General features: G+C 72.0%; 14 protein-coding genes. 8 read left to right on the top strand and 6 right to left on the bottom strand.

Annotated features, from left to right (window positions below):
• The first annotated feature begins 1,032 nt into the window (after window positions 1–1,032).
• Complete coding sequence (locus tag GCL84_RS25885; protein WP_156758174.1) at window positions 1,033–2,403, top strand: L-serine ammonia-lyase; 1,371 nt, start codon at window positions 1,033–1,035, stop codon at window positions 2,401–2,403.
• Between the two features lie 821 nt (window positions 2,404–3,224).
• Here GCL84_RS25885 and ku read toward each other — a convergent pair.
• Window positions 3,225–4,190, bottom strand: a complete 966-nt coding sequence (gene ku, locus GCL84_RS25880) for a non-homologous end joining protein Ku (RefSeq protein ID WP_156758173.1) — start codon at window positions 4,188–4,190, stop codon at window positions 3,225–3,227.
• A 159-nt stretch (window positions 4,191–4,349) separates the two neighbouring features.
• On the opposite strand from ku, the gene GCL84_RS25875 reads away from it, so the two are divergent.
• The gene (locus tag GCL84_RS25875) at window positions 4,350–4,649 is read left to right on the top strand and encodes a WhiB family transcriptional regulator (RefSeq protein ID WP_156758172.1); all 300 of its coding nucleotides are present in this window, start codon (window positions 4,350–4,352) and stop codon (window positions 4,647–4,649) included.
• A 142-nt stretch (window positions 4,650–4,791) separates the two neighbouring features.
• On the opposite strand, the gene GCL84_RS25870 is transcribed toward GCL84_RS25875, so the two are convergent.
• The 3 genes from GCL84_RS25870 to GCL84_RS25860 all read right to left on the bottom strand — a co-directional run bounded on the left by GCL84_RS25870 (window position 4,792) and on the right by GCL84_RS25860 (window position 6,637).
• Entirely contained in the window at window positions 4,792–5,607 is an 816-nt protein-coding gene (locus tag GCL84_RS25870; protein WP_156758171.1) for a SigB/SigF/SigG family RNA polymerase sigma factor, read from the bottom strand.
• Window positions 5,604–6,059, bottom strand: a complete 456-nt coding sequence (locus tag GCL84_RS25865; RefSeq protein ID WP_156758170.1) for an ATP-binding protein — start codon at window positions 6,057–6,059, stop codon at window positions 5,604–5,606. The genes GCL84_RS25870 and GCL84_RS25865 overlap by 4 nt, the downstream gene beginning before the upstream one ends.
• 98 nt (window positions 6,060–6,157) lie before the next feature.
• Window positions 6,158–6,637, bottom strand: coding sequence for an ANTAR domain-containing protein (locus GCL84_RS25860; RefSeq protein WP_156758169.1), 480 nt, complete (start codon window positions 6,635–6,637; stop codon window positions 6,158–6,160).
• 383 nt (window positions 6,638–7,020) lie between these two features.
• Here GCL84_RS25860 and GCL84_RS25855 point away from each other — a divergent pair, with 383 nt between their 5' ends.
• The 6 genes from GCL84_RS25855 (at window position 7,021) to GCL84_RS25830 (ending at window position 11,786) form a co-directional block, all read left to right on the top strand.
• Entirely contained in the window at window positions 7,021–7,326 is a 306-nt protein-coding gene (locus GCL84_RS25855) for an iron-sulfur cluster biosynthesis protein (RefSeq protein WP_156758168.1), read from the top strand.
• Window positions 7,327–7,472: 146 nt separating this feature from the next.
• Window positions 7,473–8,042 carry a hypothetical protein gene (locus tag GCL84_RS25850; protein WP_156758167.1) on the top strand — a complete coding sequence of 190 codons (570 nt, stop codon included), beginning with the start codon at window positions 7,473–7,475 and terminating at the stop codon, window positions 8,040–8,042.
• A 47-nt stretch (window positions 8,043–8,089) separates the two neighbouring features.
• A complete protein-coding gene (gene lpdA / locus GCL84_RS25845) occupies window positions 8,090–9,490 on the top strand; it encodes a dihydrolipoyl dehydrogenase (protein WP_156758166.1) in 1,401 nt (466 codons plus the stop codon).
• Window positions 9,491–9,572: 82 nt separating this feature from the next.
• On the top strand, window positions 9,573–10,772 hold the full coding sequence (locus GCL84_RS25840; protein WP_156758165.1) for an alpha/beta hydrolase: 1,200 nt from the start codon (window positions 9,573–9,575) through the stop codon (window positions 10,770–10,772).
• A gap of 118 nt (window positions 10,773–10,890) precedes the next feature.
• Window positions 10,891–11,310, top strand: a complete 420-nt coding sequence (locus GCL84_RS25835; RefSeq protein ID WP_156758164.1) for an organic hydroperoxide resistance protein — start codon at window positions 10,891–10,893, stop codon at window positions 11,308–11,310.
• A gap of 11 nt (window positions 11,311–11,321) precedes the next feature.
• On the top strand, window positions 11,322–11,786 hold the full coding sequence (locus tag GCL84_RS25830; protein WP_156758163.1) for a MarR family winged helix-turn-helix transcriptional regulator: 465 nt from the start codon (window positions 11,322–11,324) through the stop codon (window positions 11,784–11,786).
• A gap of 100 nt (window positions 11,787–11,886) precedes the next feature.
• Here the strand turns inward: GCL84_RS25830 and GCL84_RS25825 are convergent, their stop codons facing one another.
• Both GCL84_RS25825 and GCL84_RS25820 read right to left on the bottom strand, forming a co-directional pair.
• Window positions 11,887–13,353, bottom strand: a complete 1,467-nt coding sequence (locus GCL84_RS25825; RefSeq protein WP_156758162.1) for a glutamate synthase subunit beta — start codon at window positions 13,351–13,353, stop codon at window positions 11,887–11,889.
• Window positions 13,354–13,409: 56 nt separating this feature from the next.
• Window positions 13,410–15,143, bottom strand: a 1,734-nt coding sequence (locus tag GCL84_RS25820) for a glutamate synthase-related protein (RefSeq protein ID WP_235926723.1), incomplete at its 5' end; no start/stop codon positions are given.

Here is a 15,143-nt window from a genome sequence, read left to right as displayed (position 1 = left end):
GCACACCGCCCCGCGAACGCCACTCGCGCCGCAGGACGATCCTGAACACCGGCGCTGCGCGAGTGCCTTGACCCGAATTGTGCGGCTTCCGGACCTGGACTGGTCGTACGAACCTCGCACGTCGTCCCGTGAGCGCGACTCGCGCTGCGGGGCAATCTTGAATACCGGCGCTGTGCGAGTGCCTTGACCCGAATTGTGCGGCTTCCGGACCTGGACTGGTCGTACGAACCTCGCACGTCGTCCCGTGAGCGCGACTCGCGCTGCGGGGCAATCTTGAATACCGGCGCTGCGCGAGCACTCCGACCCGCACCAAGCGGCCCCCAACCCAGCCCGGCCGCTCAGACCCCGCACACCGCCCCGCGAACACCACCCGTACCGCAGGACGATCCTGGACACCGGCGCCACCCGAGCGCCCCGAGCCGCTCGAACCTGGACCGGTCGCATGAACCTCGCACGCCGTCCCGTGAGCGCGACCCGCGCCGCAGGACGATCCCTGCCCCCGGCGCTGCGCGAGCGCCCTGACCCGCATCGTGCGGCCTCCGACCCTGGCTCGGCCGCACGCCGACCCCGCACACAGTCCCGTGAGCGCTACTCGTGCCACAGAGCGGCCCCGAGCGCCCCGACCCGCATCGAGCGGCTTCCAGACCTGGCTCGGCCGCACGCAGACCTCGCACACCGTCCCGCGAGCACCACCCGTACCGCGGGACGATCCCGGACACCGGCGCCACCCGAGCGCCTTGACCCGCACGGTGCGGCCTCCAATCTGGACCGGCCGCGCAGAGACCCGCACACCGCCCCGCGAACGCCACCGCATCGCGGGGCGATCCTGGACACCGGCGCGACCCGAGCGCCCTGACCCGCATCGTGCGGCTTCCGGACTTGGCCGGCCGCACGGCAACCCCGCACACCGTCCCGTGAGCGCCACTCGCGCCGCAGGACGATCCTGGAGACCAGTCCGGCTCCACCCGAGCCGGACGAGTGCGGGCGGACCGAGACCCGGTCCGCCCGTCGTGAGCCGCCGAGGAGGCAGCCATGGCGATCAGCGCCTTCGACCTGTTCAGCGTCGGCATCGGACCGTCGAGTTCGCACACCGTCGGTCCGATGCGCGCCGCGCTGATGTTCGCCGACGGACTCCGTGCCGCTGGCGACCTGCCCCGGGTGGCGCGGGTGAGAGCCCAGTTGTTCGGTTCCCTGGGCGCCACCGGCCACGGCCACGGCAGCGACCGGGCCGTCCTGCTCGGCTTGGCGGGCGAACGCCCCGAGGACGTCGACACCGACACCGTCCCCGAGCGCGTCGCCGCCGTCAAGCAGGCGGGCAGGCTCCGGCTGCTGGGCACCCACGAGATCGCCTTCGCCGACACCGACCTGGTCCTGCACCGGCGCAAAGCACTCCCGCTGCACCCCAACGGCATGCGCTTCACCGCGTTCGACGCGACCGGGCAGACCGTCGCCGAGCGGACCTACTACTCCGTCGGCGGCGGCTTCGTCCTCGACGAGACCGCAGCCGACGGCCCGGTCATCTCCGCCGACACCACCCCGGTCCCGCACCCGTTCCGCACCGCCGCCGAACTCCTGGCGCACTGCGCCGACACCGGCCTGAGCATCGCCCAGGTCATGCTCGCCAACGAACTCGTCTGGCGCACCGAGGCCGAGGTCCGCACCGGGCTGCTCGACATCTGGCAGGTCATGCGCGCCTGCGTCGCCGCGGGCATCGTCCGCGACGGTGTGCTGCCCGGCGGCCTCAAGGTCCCCCGCCGCGCCAAGGCGCTGCACGACAAACTCCTCGCCGAGGACGGCCTCGACGACCCCCTCTACGTCCTGGACTGGGTCACCCTCTACGCCTTGGCCGTCAACGAGGAGAACGCCTCCGGCGGCCGCGTCGTCACCGCCCCCACCAACGGCGCCGCGGGCATCATCCCCGCCGTCCTGCACTACTACACCCGCTTCATCCCCACAGCCACCTCCAACGGCGTGGTCGACTTCCTCCTCACCGCCGCCGCCATCGGCGTGGTGCTCAAGGAAACCGGCTCCATCTCCGGCGCCGAAGTGGGCTGCCAGGGCGAGGTCGGCTCCGCCTGCGCCATGGCCGCCGCCGCCCTCACCGCGGTCCTGGGCGGCACCCCCGCCCAAGTCGAGAACGCCGCCGAGATCGGCTTGGAACACCACCTGGGCCTCACCTGCGACCCCGTCGGCGGCCTGGTCCAAATCCCCTGCATCGAGCGCAACGCCGTGGCCTCCGCCAAGGCCATCAACGCCTCCCGCCTCTCCCTCCGCGGCGACGGCACCCACATCGTCCACCTGGACAAGGTCATCAAAACCATGCGCCAAACCGGCGCCGACATGCACACCAAATACAAGGAGACCTCCCGAGGCGGCCTGGCCCTCAACGTCATCGAGTGCTGACCAACCCGCTTCTGTCTCAGCCTGTAAAACACACCGAATAGCCACGCGACCACACCATTCGGCGATCACGCACGCGATCGCGAATCGCCCCGCGCCACGGCGAGAGCACCGATGCGAGCTACGAATGCGACGCCCGCGAAGTCGACCGCGCCGTCGGAGGTGAGGGCAAGACAAGGCACGGGTCCGCCCAAGCAACGCCCCGGCGCCGCGATCCCGCTGCCCCCAGCGACCCGGCGCGGCCCCAGCGACCCGGGTCGGACGCCCAGCGACCAGGGTCGAACGCCAGCGACGCGGGCGAAGCTGAGCCAGCCGCCCGCCAACGCCGTGGCGGCCACGCTCGTGCTGCTCGACGCTCAACTACGCCGCGGCGGGCCCCGGCCTGAGACGCGCACTCGGCTCCGTCAACACCCCGCGCGGCCTGGCCCTGCTGTCGCAAGACCAACGTCGGGCCAACCGGCGAGACCCCGGAGAAGACGCAGTGGGCGGGTGCGTGGGAGAGGGCACATGCCGACCGCCTGCTGCCTCGCGCGCCGTTCCGATATCAAGGCTAATCCCGAGGTCTGACAATCCAGGGCCTCCAGCGGGCCTGTGGACAGCTTTCCCCCTATCGGGAATTCAGGCCACCGACCGTGACCGTACGGGAGTGAGGTCTGCCAGGTTGATCACCAAGGGGTGAAGGGCGATGTCCAGGTCGGCGCACGTCGTGTCTGTGCACTCGGGGGCGGCGGCCTGGATGAGGGTGCCGTGGCAGTGGGCCACAGCGGCCACGCACTCGGGGCAGCGGCGTTCGGGGGTGGTTGGCACCTTCGTACTCCGGGTGGTCAGGAGGCCTGGGCGCTCGTGGACGCTGTGGCGACCGCGTCCTGGAGTTGGTCTCGGGTCATCTTGCTGCGGCCCTTGACGTCGAGTTCCCTGGCCATCTTGTCTAGTTCGGCCTTGGTGAGGTTACTGAGGTCCACCGACGGTTTCGCGGCGGCGCGCTTCGAGGGGGTGTCCGAGCGGCGGCGTTTGCGGGATTCGACGCTCTTGCTGAGGGCCTCGAAGAGGTCGACGACCTTGGTGGGGTGGGCGGGGGCGTCCTCGGCGACCACCTCGCGGCCCGCCTTCTTGTCCTCGATGAGCTTCTCGACCCGGCGGGCGTAGGTGTCCTCGTAGTCCTCGGGGGTCCAGTCGTCGGTCATGGAGTCGATGAGGGTGACGGCCATGTCCAGTTCGCGGCCCCGGGCGGGGGTGATCTCCGGCAGGGACTTGAGCTCCTTGGCCGGGTCGCGCAGGTCCTCGGCGAACAGGAGGGTGGTGAGCAGGAGCAGGTCGTCGTCGCCCGCGCGGACGGCGGTGAGGTACTCCTTGCCGCGCATGACGAAGTTGGCGATGCCCGCGCGGCCGGTCTTGCGCATGGCCTGCAGCAGCAGGCCGTAGGCCTTGCCGTACTCCTCCTTCGCCGGGGCCAGCCAGTAGGTCTTCTGGAAGTGGATCGGGTCGATCTCCTCGAGGGCGACGAAGCTGGAGATGTCGATGGTCCTGGAGCGGCCGGGGGCGATCTGGTCGAGCTCCTCCGGCTCGATGATCACGTACTCGCCGTCGCCGACCTCCGCGCCTTTGACGATGTCGCCGTAGGCGACCTCGTCGCCGGTGCGCTCGTTCACCCGCTTGTAGCGGATGCGGTCGGAGGTGCCCCGCTCGAACTGGCGGAAGCTGACGGTGTGGTCCTCGGTCGCGCCGAACATGTCGACCGGGACAGTCACCAGGCCGAAATTGATCGCTCCGTGCCAAATCGGTCGCGCCACGTCACCCTCCGCAGGCCGCCTGGTCGAGCCGGACGCCGTCAGCGTCGCCGACGGCGGGAAAGTCCTGCTCAACCCGGCTGGGAATTTCTCCCACACGTTGTTTGGTCGCGCAACCGCTCGGGTATCACGGCGTCAACAAGCGACGAGGGGAGCCCCGAGATGAGCGACGTGACCCGCCTGCCCGGACCGATCGCCGACACCTGGGACTGGCAGCGCAGCGGTTCGTGCCGGGGCATGGACAGCGCCCGCTTCTTCCACCCGGACGCCGAGCGCGGCCAGGCCAGGGCGGCCAGGGTGCGCAGCGCCAAGGAGGTCTGCGCGGCGTGCCCGGTGCTGGCGCAGTGCCGGGAGCACGCGCTGACGGTCATCGAGCCGTACGGGATCTGGGGTGGGCTGGACGAGGCCGAGCGCCGCGCCGCCTACGCCGCCCGCTCGCGCAAGACCAAGGCCGCCAGCTAGGGCCCCCGCCCCACACCGTCCCCGCGCCCCTCCCGGACACCGGATGAGCACCACCTGATCGAGCACGACGGCGTGGGCCGAGCCCCGCCGGGTGAACCGCCCGGTGGGGCGGTGGCATGTCCCACGCACCCCAGCCGGGGGATCACTCCGACTGGTCCACCAGTCCCGTGCGCAGCGTCTCCAGCGTCTTGGTCAGCAGCCGGGACACGTGCATCTGCGACACGCCGACCCGCTCGGCGATCTGGGTCTGGGTCATGTTCTTGAAGAACCGCAGCATCAGGATGCGCCGCTCGCGCTCGGGCAGCCGCTCGATCAGCGGGCGCAGCGACTCGTGGTCCTCGATGCCCAGCAGGCCCGCGTCGTCCTCGCCGAGGGTGTCGGCCAGCGGGTCGGAGTCCGGCTCGCCGGAGGACAGCGCCTCGTCCAGCGACACCGACTGGTAGACCTGCCCGGCCTCGAGCCCCTCGTAGACCTCGTCCTTCGGGATGCCCAGGTGGGCGGCGATCTCGCTGGGCGTCGGCGCCCGGCCCAGCCGCTGCGACAGCTCGTTGCCCGCCGCCGAGATCGTCAGGTGCAGCTCCTTGAGCCTGCGCGGCACCCGCACCGACCAGGCGCTGTCGCGGAAGTACCGGCGGACCTCGCCCATGATCGTGGGCACCGCGTAGGACAGGAAGTCGATGCCCCGGGTGGGGTCGAACCGGTCCACGGCGTTGATCAGGCCGACCGTGCCGACCTGCACCAGGTCCTCGCGCGCGACGCCGCGGTGGGCGAAGCGGGTGGCGATGTGCTCGGCCAGCGGCAGGTGCCCGGTGACCAGCTCGTCGCGCACGGCCTCGCGGCGCGGGTCGTCCTCGGCCAGGTCGGCGAGCTCGGTGAACTTGGGCGCCAGGTGGCGGTACTCGTGGCCGCCGTCGCCCCGCTCTCTCGCCCGGCCGCCGCTCTCAGGGGTCTTGTTCACGCTGCCCCCCCTGCCGTGCGTGCTCGGGCGATCCAGATGTGCAGTGTCGGCAACCCCTCGGGGCCCGGACCGGCCCACGTGTCGACCCGGTCGGTCAGCGTGGTCAACACCCGCCAGCCGAACGAGGAGGTGTCCACCCGCGCCTGTTGCTCGCCGCGGACGGTGACGGCGCCCTCGAAGCACACCTCGTCGCCGGTGCTGGCGAACGAGCACTCCAGCGCCGCGCCGGGCGCGGCCCGGGTGATCAGCGTCGAGCAGACCTCGTCCACGGCCAGCTTGAGGTCGGAGATGGCATCGATGTCGTGGTCGGCGATGGCCGCCACCGTCCCCGCGACCGACCGCACCACCGGCAGGTTCGCCAGGTCGGCGGCCAGCCGCAAGCGGATCCGGTCGTCCACCGCGGGCGCGAACCCGGCGGCGTCCTCGGACACCTCACGGCTGCTGTCGCTCATCGTGCTCCCATCGCTCGCGCGGGGCTTGCGCCCCGCGCTCCCATCGTGTCAGGTCTGCTCGGCACCGCGCGCGACCAAGGTTGCCGGCGCCGAGCGGATCACGCCGGTTCGTGGTCCTCGGCGATCGAGCCGAGGACCTCGTAGGGCGGCGCCCAGCCGCGTTCGAGCAGCAGCCGGTACAGCTTGTACACCGCCCGCTCGCGCTCCGCCGGGTCCGAGGCCGAGGCCAGCCCGCTGGCCAGGGCCACCAGGTCGTCGTCGACGACCGCCGGGTCCGGGGCGGGCGCCTCGGCCTCGAGCTCGCCCTCGCCGGTCATCCGCCGCAGGTAGGACTCCAGCGGCTCGGCGCCCGGCTCGGCGAACATCGCCACCACCAGGTGCGCGACCCGGTGCAGCTTGGTGTTGTGCTGCTGGGACAACCGCACCAGCGCGTCGAACGCCTCGGCGGGCGCGCACCGGCGCAGCGCCACCAGCACACCCATGGCCTGCTCGATCGTCGCCCTGGTCCGCAGCGCCCGACGCAGACCGTCCAATTCGGACCGCAGCCGCGAGACGGCACTGTCGTGGTCGGGGCTCACCGGCCGCCTCCACCGCACGACAGCGGTCTTCGCACCGCGCTGGCCATCGTCGTTCCTCCACCGTCGACCAATCTGGACCTGGTCGCGCGAAGCGGTTCGGGAACGCCGGGACGGCGCTGTGCGGGTCGGGCAACTCGCAGCTTCTCGCTTCGCGCGAGCGCCGAACCCGGTGCAGTACCGATCCGGCGCGCTGCGGCTGCTTGCTCAACCGCTGGCCCCACTCTAAAGATCACGTGAGCGAGGGGGCAAGCCAGGGTCGCCCGCTCCGCGCGGCGCGAGTCGCGCGATCCCTCTACCGTGGGTTGCGCAAGCCGCACGACTCGAGACGAACAGCGACCGGCCCCCCACCCCGGGACCCGGTCGACACGGAAAGGAGCCAGTGCATGCTGGCGGTAACGGAAGCGGCAGCGGACGCGATCAGCGCCCTGACCCGGCAAGACGGCATCGCAGACTCCGGCGGCCTGCGGTTCACCCTGGTCCAGCCCGAGCAGCCCGACGGAGCCCCGCTCGCGGTGGCCCTGGCCCAGGAGCCCACCGACGGCGACCAGGTGGTGACCCCCAAGCCCCAGGCCAACGTGTTCCTGGAGCCGGGGGCGGCCGACCTGCTCTCGGACAAGGTCCTCGACGTCCAGCAGGACGCCGACGGGCACCTGAACTTCGCGGTGCTGGAACAGCCGCCCGCGGTGTGAGCGCGAAGCCCTCCCCCATATGGGGGAGGGCTTTGTTCCCTTTCCTCACAATGTGGGACGAATACCACGTCTGCCTGTCATGGTGATTGAAGCCACCCGTCCTGGGTAAACCACCCATCAGGGTGGGCTGTACCAAGGAGGCGCCAGTGCAGGAGCACGCAACGAGAACGACGACCCCGACGACCCCGGCCACACCGCTGTGGCGTGGACTGGAGTACGGGCCCGCGGCCGTCGTCCTGGTCCCCCGTCCGGTGCGCGGGCTCAGTGACCTGCCCGAGAGCTGGCAGTCCCTGGCCCAGCGCTTCCAGGTCGCCTGGTGCGTGGTCCCCGACGGCGTGGAGTCGCTGCACCGGGTCGAGGACGTGGTGGAGACCCTGGCCGACCGCAACAGCCACACCCAGGTCGTGGCGCACGCGTCGCTGGCCGACGTGGCCGCCCGGGTGGTCGCCGAGTTCGGCGAGACCGTCCAGGGCCTGATCCTGGTCGGGGCGGGCGAGCTGCCCGAGCCCGGCGGGGTGCGCGTGCGCAGGGTCGTCGACGTCGAGGAGCCCGACCTGGCCGACGAGTTCGTGGTGGCCGCGATCGAGCGGGCGCTGCGGACCGGGGTGCGCGCGGGCCGGGTCAGCGTCGGCCTGCCCGCCGCCCGCCTCAGCGGCGCGGTCGGTGGCGCCCCGCTGCGGGTCCGGCACAGCGCGTCACCCGCCGGACTGGGCTGAGCGGGCCCTCACCGCGCCCGCCGCGGCCAGGCAATATCGTGGGCACCATGAGCACACACTTCGACGTGGTCGTCCTCGGTGCTGGCCCCGGCGGGTACGTCGCGGCGATCCGCGCGGCGCAACTGGGGCTGTCCACGGCCATCATCGAGGAGAAGTACTGGGGCGGTGTCTGCCTCAACGTCGGCTGCATCCCGTCCAAGGCGCTGCTGCGCAACGCGGAGCTGGCGCACCTGGTGAAGAACGAGGCCGCTGTCTTCGGCATGCGGGGCGCCGAGGGCGTGACCTTCGACTACGGCGCCGCGCACAAGCGCAGCCGCTCGGTCGCGGACGGCCGCGTCAAGGGCGTCCACTTCCTGATGAAGAAGAACAAGATCACCGAGTTCGAGGGCCGCGGCTCGTTCACCGACGCCAACACGATCTCGGTCGAGCTCAGCGGCGGCGGCACCGAGACGGTGACGTTCGGCAACGCGGTCATCGCCGCGGGGGCGACCACCAAGCTGCTGCCGGGCACCTCGCTGTCCGAGCGCGTGGTCACCTACGAGGAGCAGATCCTCAGCTCCGAGCTGCCGGACAGCATCGTCATCGCGGGCGCGGGCGCCATCGGCGTCGAGTTCGCCTACGTGCTGCACAACTACGGCGTCAAGGTCACCATCGTCGAGTTCCTCGACCGCGTCGTCCCGCTGGAGGACGAGGAGGTGTCCAAGGAGCTGGGCAAGCGGTACAAGAAGCTCGGCATCGAGGTCCGCACCGGCACCCGCGTGGAGAAGATCGACGACTCCGGTGACAAGGTGCGCGTGACGGTGTCGAAGAACGGCGCCGAGGAGGTCCTGGAGACCGACAAGGTGATGCAGGCGATCGGCTTCCAGCCCCGGGTGGAGGGCTACGGCTTGGAGAACACCGGTGTCGAGCTGACCGAGCGCGGCGCCATCGCCGTCGACGGCCGCGGCCGCACCAACGTCGGCCACATCTTCGCCATCGGCGACGTCACCGCCAAGCTGATGCTGGCCCACGCCGCGGAGTCGATGGGCGTCATCGCCGCGGAGACCATCGCCGACGTCGAGACGATGGAGCTCGACTTCCCGATGATCCCGCGCGCGACCTACTGCCAGCCGCAGATCGCCAGCTTCGGCTACACCGAGGCCCAGGCCAGGGAGAAGGGCTTCGACGTCCAGGTCGCCAAGTTCCCGTTCACCGCGAACGGCAAGGCGCACGGCCTGGCCGACCCGGGCGGCTTCGTCAAGCTGATCAGCGACAAGACCCACGGCGAGCTGCTCGGCGGGCACATCATCGGCCCCGAGGCCACCGAGCTGCTGCCGGAGCTGACCCTGGCCCAGCAGTGGGACCTGACCGTGCACGAGGTCGCCCGCAACGTCCACGCCCACCCGACGCTGGGCGAGGCGGTCAAGGAGGCCGTGCACGGCCTCGCCGGGCACATGATCAACTTCTGATCCACCGCGACGGCGCTCCCCGGGACGTCCCGGGGAGCGCCGTCGTCGTGCGGGGGGCCTGCGACTCGCCCACGATGGTGTGGTGGCGGTTCGGGAGCGCGGTGTCGTGTCGGGTGTGCTGGGTGTCATCGCGGTCGTGGTGGTGGCGTTCTGGGTGGCGGTGGTGCTGCTGTTGAGCCTGGGCGCGTTCGTGCCGGGGCTGGGGCTGCTCGGCGACGTCGGGACGGCGGTGGCCGCGACCACCGCCGCGCCGTTCGTCCTGGTCGGACTGGTGGCTGTCGGCGCCGCGGCGCTGCTGCGGCGGCGGTTCCGCCGGGTCGGGTCGGCGCTGGTGGGGCTGGGCGCCCTGGCGGTGGTGGCGTCGTTGGTGATCAGCGGGATGATCTGGTCGGCCACCTCGAGCGCGGGCGGGTCGGTCAACCCCTTCGCCGCGCTCGTGCCCGCGCCGTCGACGCGGGCCGAACCGGACGAGCACCTCGTCTACACGACGACCCCGGCGGGGCAGGACTTGCACGCCGCCGTCTACCGCCCGTCGGCGGCCGGTTCGCCGCTGCTGGTGTACGTGCACGGCGGTGGCTGGGTGGCCGGGTCGGAGCTGGACCGGGGCAAGGACATGCGCTGGTTCGCCGACCGCGGCTGGCTCGTCGTGAGCGTCGAGTACACCCTGGCCACGGCGGACCGGGCCACCTGGGACGTGGCGGGCCCGCAGGTCGGCTGCGCGCTCACCTGGGCCGCCGCCCAGGCCCCCCGCTGGGGCGGCGACGCGTCGAGGATCGCCCTCCTCGGCGACTCCGCGGGCGGCCAGTTGGCGATCACCAACGCCTACCGGGCCGCCGTCGACCAGGCCCGGTCCTCCTGCGGCGGCACCGTGCCCAAGTCCTCGGCCGTCGCCGTCCAGTACCCCGCCGTCGACCCCGTCGGCGGCTACGTCGAGGGTTACTCCCTCGGCGACTCGCTGACGACCGACACCCGCCGGTTGGGCCGCGCGTACTTCGGTGGCAGCCCCGACGAGGTCCCCGACCGCTACCGAGCCCTCTCCGGCGCCGCCGTGATCACCCCCGCGGCGCCCCCCACCCTGGTCATCTCCCCGGACGACGACGTCGTCGTCCCCCCGGCGGGCGTCCGGGACTTCGCCGACCGCGCCACCCGCGCGGGCGTCGACACGACCTTGGTCGAGCTGCCCTTCGCCAACCACGCCTACGACACCGGGGCCCAGGGCAGCCTGGGCAACCAGGCCCGGCTGACGATCACCGAGAACTGGCTCCGCACCCGCGTCGGCTGAGCCCCCGTGTGTTCCCGGTTCCCCGATGGGGTTCATCACGGGCGATTTGGTTGTACACAATTTAATTGTCCACTAGCGTCGGTGTCGACAGTTCGGACGGCGAGTGGAGGAGGCAGTCATGGCGGCTCTGTACGAGGCCAAGGCGACGGCGACCGGTGGTGGGCGCGGTGGGCACGTCGCGTCGGAGGACAAGGTGTTGGACTTCGACCTGGCGGTTCCCGAGGGACTGGGTGGGCCGGGTGGGGACAAGCCGAACCCGGAGCTGCTGTTCGCGGCCGGGTACTCCGCGTGCTTCCACGGGGCGCTCCAGGTTGTGGCGCGGCAGGCGAAGGTGAGGATCGACGGGTCGTCGGTGGAGGCGACCGTGGGGATCGGGAAGGCCGACGGCGGCGGGTTCGAGCTGTCGGTGGCCCTGCACGTGACCATCCCGGAGGTCGACCAGGCAAAGGTGCGGGAGCTGGTGGAGGAAGCGCACAAGGTGTGCCCGTACTCGAACGCGACGCGTGGCAACATCGACGTGCAGCTTTCGGTGGCGTGAAGGAGTGAGTGATGGGCGAGGCGGACGTGGTGCGGCTCGAGCAGCAGCTCTGCTTCGCGCTCTACTCGGCCTCGCGGGCGATGACCACCTGCTACCGGCCGCTGCTCGAGGACCTGGGGCTCACCTACCCGCAGTACCTGGTGATGCTCGCCCTCCTCGAGCGCGAGCCGGTGTCGGTGAAGGACCTCGGCGCCACCCTGCGGCTGGACTCCGGGACGCTGTCGCCGCTGCTCAAGCGGATGGAGGCGGCCGGGCTGGTGGTCCGCGCGCGCAGCACCGCCGACGAGCGCAGCGTCACCGTCGCGCTGACCGGCGCCGGGCGGGCGCTCGGGCCGCGGATCGCGCGGGTGCCGCAGGGCGTCCTGGCGGCCTCGGGCAGCTCCCGGGAGCAGATCGTCGCCCTGCAGGGCGAGGTGGCGGCGTTCCTGGCCAGGATGGAGACCGCCGCCCAGGGCTCGGACCGGTCCGAGCCGTAGCGCGGGGCAAGAGCCAGAGAAGGGGTCGGCCCCCGCGGACGTCGTTGTCCGCGGGGGCCGGGCTCGGTGCGGGCGCCGTTGACCGTCGCCGAGGCGGGGGTCAGACCAGGGGTCGGTCCGTCGGCTCGATCGGGCGCGGCAGCACTGACCGCCCGGTCAGGTAGGCGTCGACGCCAGCCGCGGCGCTGCGGCCCTCGGCGATCGCCCACACGATGAGGGACTGCCCCCGGCCCATGTCCCCGGCCGAGAACACGCCGGGGACGTTGGTCTGGTAGTCGGCGCCGCGGGCGACGTTGCCGCGCGGGTCCAGGTCGACGCCGAGGTCGTCGAGCAGGACGCCCTTGTCCGGGCCGACGAAGCCCATGGCGAGGGTGACGAGCTGGGCGGGCAGGTCGCGCTCGGTGCCGGGCACCGGGACGAACTTGCCGCCCTCGTTGGCCACCTCGGTGATCCGCACGGCCTGCAGGTCGCCCTGGTCGTCGCCGACGAACTCGGTGGTGGAGACCGCGTAGACGCGCTCGCCGCCCTCCTCGTGCGCGGAGGTGACCTTGTAGAGCATCGGGAAGGTCGGCCACGGGTGCGCGTCGGTGCGCGTGTCCGAGGGCCGGGGCATGATCTCGAGCTGGGTGACCGACGCCGCGCCCTGGCGGTGGGCGGTGCCGACGCAGTCCGCGCCGGTGTCGCCGCCGCCGATGACCACGACGTGCTTGCCCGCCGCGGTGATGGGCGGCTCGGCCAGCGAGCCAGCCGCGACCCGGTTGGCCCCCGGCAGGTACTCCATGGCCTGGTGGACGCCGTTGAGCTCGCGGCCGGGGGCGGGCAGGTCGCGCCACGCCGTCGCGCCGCCCGCCAGGACCACCGCGTCGTGGTCGGCGCGCAACTGCTCGACGGTGATGTCCTCGCCGATGTCCACGCCCGCGGCGAACGTGGTGCCCTCCGCCCGCATCTGCGCGAGGCGGCGGTCGAGGCGGAACTTCTCCATCTTGAACTCGGGGATGCCGTAGCGCAGCAGCCCGCCGATGGCGTCGGCCCGCTCGTAGACCACCACGTCGTGGCCCGCGCGGGTGAGCTGCTGGGCGGCGGCGAGCCCGGCCGGGCCCGAGCCGACGACCGCGACCTTCTTGCCGGTCTTGACCGACGGCGGGCGCGGGGTGACCCAGCCCTCCTGGAACGCCCGGTCGATGATGGAGATCTCGATCCGCTTGATCGACACCGGGTCGTCGTTGATCCCGAGGACGCACGCGGACTCGCACGGCGCCGGGCACAGCGTGCCGGTGAACTCCGGGAAGTTGTTGGTGGCGTGCAGCCGCTCCGCCGCCGCCTTCCAGTCGTCGCGCCACACCAGCGTGTTCCACTCCGGCACCAGGTTGCCCAGCGGGCAGCCCTGGTGGCAGAACGGGATGCCGCAGTCCATGCAGCGGCTCGCCTGGCCCTGGCCCTTGCCCGCGAGGAACTCCGCGGTGGAGTTCTCCTCGTAGACCTCGCGCCAGTCCTTGAGCCGCAGGAACACCGGCCTGCTGGCGGGGGTCTCGCGCCGGGTCTTGAGAAAGCCCTTCGGGTCAGCCACAGCAGAACACCTCCTGGGTTCCGAACGGGTGGGTCATGGGGGAGGTCCGACGCCGGTCAGCCATGCGCCGCCTCCATGATCGCCTGGTCGATGTCGCGGCCGTCGCGCTCGGCGGCGGCCCGCGCCACCAGCACCCGCTTGTAGTCCTTCGGCATCACCTTGGTGAACCGGGAAAGCGCGGCGTCCCAGTCGGCCAGCAGCGCGCGCGCCACCGCCGAGCCGGTCTCGTCGCCGTGGCGGGCGACAGTGTCGCGCAGGAAGTCCGCGTCCTCGGCGTCGAGCGGGTCCAGGTCGACCATCTCGTGGTTGACCCGCACCGCCGACAGGTCGAGCACGTAGCCGACGCCGCCGGACATGCCCGCGGCCAGGTTGCGCCCGGTCGGGCCGAGGATGACGACCCGGCCGCCGGTCATGTACTCCAGCGCGTGGTCGCCCACGCCCTCGACGACGGCCAGCGCGCCGGAGTTGCGCACGCAGAACCGCTCGCCGACCTTGCCGCGCAGGAAGATCTCCCCGCCGGTGGCGCCGTAGCCGATGACGTTGCCCGCGATGGTGTGCTGCTCGGCGGCGAACTGCGCGCCCGGGTGCGGGCGCACGGTGATCCGCCCGCCGGACAGGCCCTTGCCCACGTAGTCGTTGCCGTCGCCGACCAGCCGCAGGGTGATGCCCTTGGGCACGAACGCGCCGAAGGACTGCCCGGCGGTGCCGGTGAAGGTGATGTCGATCGTGTCGTCGGGCAGGCCGTCGCCGCCCCAGCGCCTGGTCAGCTCCGAGCCGAGCATCGTGCCCACGGTCCGGTTGACGTTGCGCACCGGGATCTCCAGGCGCACCTTGTCGCCGGAGTTCAGCGCGCCCTCGGCGAGCTGGATCAGCGTGTTGTCCAGCGCCTTGTCCAGGCCGTGGTCCTGGGCCACGACCCGGTGCCTGGCCGCGCGCGGCTCCAGCTCCGGGACGAAGAAGATCGGCGACAGGTCCAGGCCGGAGGCCTTCCAGTGGTCGACCGCGGCGCGGGTGTCGAGCACCTCGGCGTGCCCGACGGCCTCCTCGACCGACCGGAAGCCCAGCGCCGCCAGGTACTCGCGCACCTCCTGGGCGATGAACTCGAAGAAGTTGACGACGAACTCCGGCTTGCCGGAGAACTTCGCCCGCAGCGCCGGGTTCTGCGTGGCCACGCCCACCGGGCAGGTGTCCAGGTGGCACACGCGCATCATGATGCAGCCCGAGACGACCAGCGGGGCGGTGGCGAAGCCGAACTCCTCCGCGCCCAGCAGCGCGGCGATGACGACGTCGCGCCCGGTCTTGAGCTGCCCGTCGGTCTGCACGACGATGCGGTCGCGCAGCCGGTTGGCCAGCAGGGTCTGCTGGGTCTCGGCCAGGCCGAGCTCCCACGGGCCGCCCGCGTGCTTGATCGACGACAGCGGCGAGGCGCCGGTGCCGCCGTCGTGCCCGGAGATCAGCACGACGTCGGCGTGCGCCTTGGACACACCGGCCGCGACCGTGCCCACGCCCGCCTCGGCGACCAGCTTCACGTGGATGCGGGCGGCCGGGTTGGCGTTCTTGAGGTCGTGGATGAGCTGGGCGAGGTCCTCGATGGAGTAGATGTCGTGGTGCGGCGGCGGGGAGATCAGCCCGACGCCCGCGGTGGAGTGCCGGGTGCGGGCGATCCACGGGTAGACCTTGTTCGGCGGCAACTGCCCGCCCTCGCCCGGCTTGGCGCCCTGGGCCATCTTGATCTGGATGTCGTCGGCGTTGACCAGGTACTCCGAGGTCACCCCGAACCGGCCGGAGGC

Origin of the sequence: Actinokineospora pegani, from assembly GCF_009745975.1 — a bacterium.
GTDB classification, from domain to species: domain Bacteria; phylum Actinomycetota; class Actinomycetes; order Mycobacteriales; family Pseudonocardiaceae; genus Actinokineospora; species Actinokineospora pegani.
The sequence above is the reverse complement of the archived record's forward strand: the minus strand, read 5'-3'. Positions and strand labels throughout refer to the sequence as shown.